A 6,528-nucleotide genomic window follows, 5' to 3' on the forward strand; every position below is an offset into this window, starting at 1 on the left:
CACGGTCGATGTGACCGGGACGGCCGGAGAGACGAAGACGCTGCGCATCACCCTACAAGGAAGGTGATCATGGGTATTCGGGAGAGACGTACCAGAATCCCCCGCGGCATTCTGGCCGGGCTCGGCGCGGCCGTGCTGCTGGTTGCCGGTACGGTCACGACGGTGAAGGCAGCCCCGGCCGCTGCGGAGGCGGCCGCCTTCACGGTTTACATGGCGCCCGCGGGCGCCGGCGGTTCGGACGCCAACGACGGGCTAAGCTCCGGCAAGGCGGTGGCCACGCTGCCGCGGGTGCAGCAGGTGCTGCAGCAACAGAAGCCGACCACCGACGTCGAGGTGCGCATCAAGCAGGGCACCTACATTGCGCCGCCGTTCCACGAGTGGCGCTTCTACGTGCCCGGGCACAAGGTGTCGTTCATGCCGATCGACTACGTGCCAGGGCAGGGGGTCCCGGCGGGCGGGCTGCCGCTCTTCAAGAACGCCACATGCGGCACGGCGTACTGTGCCGGCTTCTGGCTGCAGCCGCGGCTGCCCAGGGACACCGGCGACCCGCTGTACGGCGGCGGCGACAGCAATCTCGACTTCCGCTATCTGCGGGTGGAGTACTACTCAGCGGGCGGCGTCTCGGTCTACGGCGACTCCGAGCGTGACGTCACCGACGAGAACTACAACCCGCCACTCCAGGTGCGAGGCAGTAAGGGCCTGAACCACAACACGTTCTTTGGGATGCAGTTCCGCAACCTGGGCAGCGAGTGGAGCGGCGGCTCCACCTTCGGCTACGGCGGTATCGTCCTCACGAACTCGTCCAACAACCGGGTGGAGAACAGCCACTTCATCAACATCGAGAACGCCGCCCCGTATCAGGGGAACATCCACGGCCTGTACATCACGCACTTCAGCTCGAACAACCAGGTGGTGCGGAACAAGTTCTCCTACGTCAGCGGCTATGTGGTGAAGTCACGGAACATGAGCAACTACAACTCGATTGAGTACAACGACATCACGCGCGCGGGGCGGGCGTCGTACTATCGTGGCGAGTTCTGCGACACGCAGTGCGCGATCGACAACAAGATCTCCCGGCAGTGCGCCTCGTACCACGACCGCTTCTTCAACAACACTATCCACAGCGGCTACTCCGGCGGCCAGATCTCGACCTGGTCCCTCAGCCCGGAAGGCCTCACCAACGCGGGCGGCACACCGTGCGCGATTCCGGCGGGCGAACAACGGGTGCTGACGGGCGGAAACTCGTCCTAGAAGGCTCATGAAGATCTTGAGTTCTGGCCCTGCCGCGTCAGCAGCAGGGCCAGACTCGTTGTGTGGCGATGGGCGAATGGGTCGGTGAGACCGTCGGTCCGGACGTGTGGGAGACCTGCCGGGAACTGATCCCGGCGGAGAGTGTCGCGTTCCTGGCCGAGCACCGTGGCGAGTTGTTCCCGGCTGAGATGTTCGCGGACATGCCACCTGCCCGACCAGCAACTCGGCGAGAAAGCCGCGAACGCGGTGGGCATCCTGGCCCTGGTCGCCGGCCAGGACGTCGAGCCCGCCGAAGTCTCGCCCCGACCCTGACCGAGGCGATGAATACCATTCGGACCAAGGCGTTCGTGATCCTGGACGGCACCCTCCTGCCGATCGACCAGATCGCCGCCGACACCGCGTACTACTGAGGGAAACACAAGCGCCATGGCATGAACGTCCAGGTCCTCACCGATTCGTTCGGACGGCTGCTGTGGACGTCACCCGCCCTGCGTGGGTCCGTTCACGACGGACCGCCGCACGGCCCCACGGGATCATCGACGCGCTCGCCGCGGCCGAGCTGAAGTGGTGGGCGGACAAGGCGTACCAGGGAGCCGGCCACCCCGTCCGCGTCCCGTTCCGAGGCCGTCGCCTCAAGCGGTGGCAGCGTCGGCACAACAGCATGCACGCCAAGATCCGCTGCCTCGGCGAGCAGGCCATGGCCACTCTGAAGGGCTGGCGCCTTCTGCGGAAGCTCCGCTGCAGCACCAACCGCATCACCGCGATCGTCCAGGCCGTTCTTGTCCTTCACCACGCGTCAGCGTGAGGTTGGAAAAGGCTCAGTGAGTGCCTTAGCCCGTTGAATCGCCACACAATGGTGCAGACTTCATGTCGATCTGTGTGACGTGCCCGAGCCAGTTCTTCGGCGATGCTTTCGCTGTAAATCCCCCTACGGCAGATGGCTCGTCCATGCTCAGGACGCCGGATTCTCGTTTCCAGTCCTGGCCGTCGCGGTCCGCGAAACTCACGAAACTGACTCCCGTAATCAACGCGCTGGCAGGCAGCTTCTGTGAAGACATGAACTTGGGGCCGCCAACATCTGCAGCCACAGGGGAATACCAACGTGCTCGATCCCACGAAACGCGATCTTGGTAGCGCATCGACTCTTTGTAGATCACCAGTTCGGAGCATGGGGGAAGCTCACTCAGCCAGATCGGGAAGACGAGGCCTTGCTCCGCGCTCAAAGATGCGGTGAAGGCTAGCGACACGCGGGACACGGGATCAGGTGACCTATTCATCAGATGCACGCCTGGATGTTTGCTTGCCGCATCGACCCAGTAGGTCACACGCATGGCTTGGTTCCGGGTTTCCCGGTCAGCGTCTTCGCGTGACTGATCCAGTTGATCCTTTGATACTTCCGCCCCGTAGTACGTAGCAATGCCCGTGAACGCCAGGCTCCCGATACCAATGATCACCGTGATCATGGTTGCAATGTTGACCCATGGGATCCGTTGTAATCCGCGCTTCGGCTGCTCTTCATCTTGCGATTCTTCACGGTTTCCCATGCATCACCCTCTTCGTCTACGCCCATTCCACGCCCAGTTCTCGGAGGGCGGCGAGCTGTTCGGCGCTGAGCCTGTCGCGCCTGGCACGGGTGTTCGAGAGCCATACGCCGAGCTTCACACCGACCGGTTCGGTCTCCCTATCGACCGTGATGTGTTCGGTGTGTCCACGTGGCACGGGTCGGCCTGCACCTTCCCGTTCGACCCATTGCGTGAGCGCCGCCAGGCCACGCTGGAACGCCCGCTGCGCCTTGCCCGGACCCGTAGGCGTGGCCGCCGGGGCGGGAGACGGCGCCTCAAGCGGCTGTACGCCCAACGCGGACAGTCGTTCCTGCTGCTCGCTCGACAGCAGCTTCCAGGCGCCCGGATTCTTCTGCCGTTTCAGCCACTTGCCCAGGTCGTCGCCCTCGAACAGTACTCCGGGTTCGATGGCCGGCAGGCTGCCGTCGGCGTCAACCAGATCCGCGAGGACGCGGTAGTGCCGCTGCCAGTCCAGCGGCCACGGGCAGTCCCAGTCCGCGTCGATTGCAGCCAGCTGCTTCACGCGCTGTGCCGCCCGCTCCGGGTCCTTGCCCAGGCCGTTCTTCGCGCCCTTCCGCCGGAGGTTGGCCATATGCTGCCCGATGGGCACCATCGCCTCGCCCTCGCCCCACACCGCGTCCTGCCGCGGCGCGAGGTGCCCGGTGGCCCGCCGGTACGACCGCAGCGCGGCGAGCTTGGCCTCCCACGCCTCCTCACCCGGCTCCCACACCATCCCGGCCTCCGGCGCGTCCAGGAGGACCTTGCGCCGGTCCTCCAGCTCACCCGCCCGCAGCGCCTTGCGCTGCTGGTGCACCCACCGGCCCAGCGGAAACGCCTTGGTCGCCCCGACTTCGACCTCGACGTCGTAGGGCACGGCGTAGAGGCCGGTGATCATGTTCTCCTTGCGCCAGCGCAGCAGGGCCTGGTAGCCCTCGAGCCACACCAGGCTCTCCGGCCGGTAGACGCGGGTGCGCAGGAAAGCCGCGATGGTCGACGCGTCGCGGGGAGAGGAGAAGTGCAGCAGGGCAGCCTCCACCGCACCGTCATTGTCGTCCTGCTCCTGGTCCCCGCCAACCTCGCCGCCGGCCTCGACGATCCGCCCGTCCTCGTCGCGCCGAACATGAACCTTGCGCTTTCCGCTGCTGAGGGCGCGGGAGGCGAGCTGCTCGACCAGGCGCTCATCGTGCGAGCGCAGGCCCTGGAGGACGGCCACAAGCGGCTTGAAACTGGCAGAGGCGACCATGTCGGCCCGATCCTCGCTGGGCTCTAGGAACACCGGCACGATGATCCGCGCGACCTTCGTGCTGCCATCGCGGTTCAGCCTGAGTGCACGGCCGATGTTCTGCACGATCTCCACCTGCGAGCCGCGGGCGTCGGCGAAGCAAACGGCTTCCACGCCCCGCTCGCCGGTGATGTCCACACCCTCCCCGAGCACGCGAACGCTGGCGAGGAAGGCGCGGTGCACCCGGCGGCCGACCGCGTCGATGCCGTTGGCGAACTGCCGCAGCACCTCTCGCCGCTCGGCCACGAGGTGTTCACCGCACAGCCACGCCGACCACACCCGGTCCGGCGGGACATGGCGGCCGGCCTCCAGCTCGTAGAACTCCGCGTCGATCGAAGACTTCGACAGCTCGCCGGCGGCGGCCAGGTCCTCGTCTGAGGCATCGTTGACGTACAACTCGGCAGCAGTCTCCGGCAGCTTCTCCGCGAACGCAGCGGCTTCCTCGACCTTCTGGTGGAACGTCATGACCGTACGCAGGTTGTACGCGGCGGCGTGCTCCAGGAGCGCGGCCTGCAGGAGCGCCAAGCGCCGACCACGCTGCGCCTCCTCCGACTCCCCAAGAACGGGGGAGGGGTCGCGGATCTCCAACACGTCGATCTCGAACCCAGCGAGGATCTCCCGCTCGATCGCCTCCGACAGCCCGAGCTCGGCGAGCCACGCGCCGAACGTCCCGTTCGGGTCGTCGGCCATGGACGCAATCTCCAACTCCTGGGCCTCCGCGCCCTTCTGCGGGCGGGCCGCGGCGAGGATGCGCGGCGTGGCGGTCAGGTAGAGCCGGAAGTCCGCCGGGATGCGGGCGTTGTCATGGATCGCCGCCCACGGCCGCCCAAGATCACCAGCGGTTCCGTGCGCCTCATCCACGATCGCGAGGTCGAACCCCGCCATGCGCTGGCCGTAGAGCCGTTCTCCGCCCGCCAGAGCGGCCTCCAGCGGCCCGCGAACCTTCCGCTGACCGTCCGGTGCGTCGATGTCCTCACGGTCCACCAGGGAGGCGTACGTGGCGAACACGACCACGGGCCCCCTCCCGGCCCACAGAGCGAGCTGGATCGGGTTCGTGGTGGTGCGTACCCCCAGCTCGTTCAGCACTGCATCGTTCTCCAGCGAGCACACCGCGACCATCGGGGCCCGGTGACCCACCAGACGCCACGCCTGGGCGGTCTGCACGAGCAGGTCCAGGGTCGGGACCGTGACGAGGATCCGACCGCCCGTGAACGACTCCAGCGCGCACGCGGCGGCCGTGATCGTCTTGCCTGAGCCGGTCGCTGACACGATCGTGCCCCGGGCACCCTGCGGGGGAACAGATGATCTAGCAGGGAACCCGACCCAGTTACGGAAAGCCAAAATCTGGCCGATCTGATGTTCCTTAAGTGAAACCCTGCTCATTCCCCACCCCCTTTAGATACGCGAGAGAGCCACGCCTCTCGAATTTGCATCAACGATTCTCTCACCTTCGGAAGGCTCTACACACCTTTATGGGGGGAGCTGGCACCACCCATAACCTGCATCCGCGCCACCCTGGAGAAAACGGTATTGACGACAGACCGGCTGTCAGCGCCTGTACCGATCTGCCCGCCCCGCGGGGACTGCTGCGCTGCACGCCGCCGGGTGAAGGGGGACGGTATCGAGGCCAGTTGGCTTGGCCCGGGCTTCCCGGGCAGGGCCAGTGAGACGACGGCTTCGGCGCCTCTCACTGCGCGTATCTAAGCGGAAAAGCCCCCGTCCGCGATTGCCGATATGACTGTTTCGATGTTCTCGCGTGTAACGCTTGAGACCACCAGTAGGTCCCTAGCCATGAAGCGCCCGATCTGCTCGATCTCCAAAGCTACTGTCTGTGCAAGTCGAACTGGGTCGTAGACCTCGAAGACGCGGGTGCCACCGTCCCACACGACGGTCACGCCACCGATCCATCCCTTCATCTCCTGCATCGCCCAGTCAGACTTGTCCATGGGCGCAGGCCACTCGATTCGAAAATCCATGCCTGAATTATGCCCTAGATGCCCTGGCTTCGGAATACGAGGGCCTTAAAGGCCTAAGGGGTGTCTCCTTTTTTCACTAATGGTACATGCTGCATCAATCTGAGGCAGCCACTTCACTAAATTCCGACACGTACGAGCCCCCCCACCTCAGTAGCCAGCCCGGCCCGCGCTAGCAGGCCCCAACGGTTCTGGAGGCGCAGCCGGAAGGACCGTCAGGCGGGGGAGCGCAGCGGACCCGCCGGCCAGACTGGAGCGAAGCGGAAGCCTGGCCAGCGGGGCAGGACTCGCTGGTCCGGGAGCGCAGCGGACGGACCGTCACCTTGCTTGCGCAGCAAGCAAGGTGACGCGGGTGGCGCAGCCATCCGCCAGCGCTCACGCGGAGCGGGAGCGCAACACCCGTGCGCAGCACGGGTGTTCGCTTGCACATCGCGCAGCGATGTGGTACCCGCTCCGCGGG

At 65.9% G+C, this 6,528-nt stretch carries 4 protein-coding genes and 1 pseudogene; 2 read left to right on the plus strand and 3 right to left on the minus strand.

Annotated features, from left to right (window positions below):
* Positions 1-69 precede the first annotated feature (69 nt).
* Entirely contained in the window at positions 70-1,251 is a 1,182-nt protein-coding gene (locus tag ACIQJT_RS32985; protein ID WP_365465617.1) for a hypothetical protein, read from the plus strand.
* Positions 1,252-1,544: 293 nt separating this feature from the next.
* Positions 1,545-2,056, plus strand: a pseudogene (locus ACIQJT_RS32990) (transposase family protein); the annotation flags it as partial.
* A gap of 25 nt (positions 2,057-2,081) precedes the next feature.
* Here ACIQJT_RS32990 and ACIQJT_RS32995 read toward each other — a convergent pair.
* The 3 genes from ACIQJT_RS32995 to ACIQJT_RS33005 all read right to left on the minus strand — a co-directional run bounded on the left by ACIQJT_RS32995 (position 2,082) and on the right by ACIQJT_RS33005 (position 6,041).
* The gene (locus tag ACIQJT_RS32995) at positions 2,082-2,795 is read right to left on the minus strand and encodes a hypothetical protein (RefSeq protein ID WP_402649472.1); all 714 of its coding nucleotides are present in this window, start codon (positions 2,793-2,795) and stop codon (positions 2,082-2,084) included.
* Between the two features lie 16 nt (positions 2,796-2,811).
* Positions 2,812-5,478 (minus strand): Helicase associated domain protein, encoded by a 2,667-nt coding sequence (locus ACIQJT_RS33000; protein ID WP_402649473.1) that lies wholly within the window; start codon positions 5,476-5,478, stop codon positions 2,812-2,814.
* Between the two features lie 317 nt (positions 5,479-5,795).
* The gene (locus tag ACIQJT_RS33005; RefSeq protein WP_402649474.1) at positions 5,796-6,041 is read right to left on the minus strand and encodes a hypothetical protein; all 246 of its coding nucleotides are present in this window, start codon (positions 6,039-6,041) and stop codon (positions 5,796-5,798) included.
* Positions 6,042-6,528: the final 487 nt, after the last annotated feature.

The organism is Streptomyces sp. NPDC091972, from assembly GCF_044756385.1.
Classification (GTDB): domain Bacteria; phylum Actinomycetota; class Actinomycetes; order Streptomycetales; family Streptomycetaceae; genus Streptomyces.

Excerpts from the sequence above, each read along its gene's own strand:
- ACIQJT_RS32985 (WP_365465617.1), top strand. The coding sequence starts at position 70 with ATGGGTATTCGGGAGAGACGTACCAGAATCCCCCGCGGCATTCTGGCC.
- ACIQJT_RS32995 (WP_402649472.1), bottom strand. The coding sequence starts at position 2,795 with ATGGGAAACCGTGAAGAATCGCAAGATGAAGAGCAGCCGAAGCGCGGA.
- ACIQJT_RS33000 (WP_402649473.1), bottom strand. The coding sequence starts at position 5,478 with ATGAGCAGGGTTTCACTTAAGGAACATCAGATCGGCCAGATTTTGGCT.
- ACIQJT_RS33005 (WP_402649474.1), bottom strand. The coding sequence starts at position 6,041 with ATGGACAAGTCTGACTGGGCGATGCAGGAGATGAAGGGATGGATCGGT.